Source organism: Mesorhizobium sp. M4A.F.Ca.ET.050.02.1.1 (assembly GCF_003997725.1).
Lineage (GTDB): Bacteria > Pseudomonadota > Alphaproteobacteria > Rhizobiales > Rhizobiaceae > Mesorhizobium.
This window is the reverse complement of the sequence record NZ_RZSG01001552.1, coordinates 1-397: the sequence shown is the minus strand read 5'-3', so window position 1 is coordinate 397 and position 397 is coordinate 1. Positions and strand designations below refer to the sequence as shown.

Below are 397 nucleotides of genomic sequence, written 5' to 3'. Positions count from 1 at the left end.
GATCGGCACCATGCCGCACGCAAAGGTCATGAAGGCGATCGAGCTCTACGGCACCAGGGTGGCGCCGATCGTGCGCAAGGAAACAGCGAAGGCAGCACCAGCCGAACCCGTCGCCTGACGGCGGGCCGGACGCGTTCCAACGACCGAAGCCGCGGCTCCATCTTCGCCGTCGGCGCATTTCCTGTCCGGCCGAAGTCATTGCCGGCTAACGGAACTTTGCCGTCGGAAGCACGTTTTCGCGAGGAAGCCGCATCATCATTTGCGGCGTGCCCGAGGGAAACGATGAAGGCCGAACCGACCGCTTCGGGCACCGGCGCCACCGGGACGCCTGATCCGCGCGAAGACACACGCGCGGATACGCATTTGATACGGTCGCTGCTCATCGGCATCTTCATCC

The 397-nt window shown here is 64.5% G+C and carries 1 pseudogene; it reads left to right on the top strand.

Annotated features, from left to right (window positions below):
• A pseudogene (locus tag EOA33_RS38600) lies at positions 1 to 118 on the top strand (LLM class flavin-dependent oxidoreductase); the annotation flags it as partial.
• Between the last annotated feature and the right edge of the window lie 279 nt (positions 119 to 397).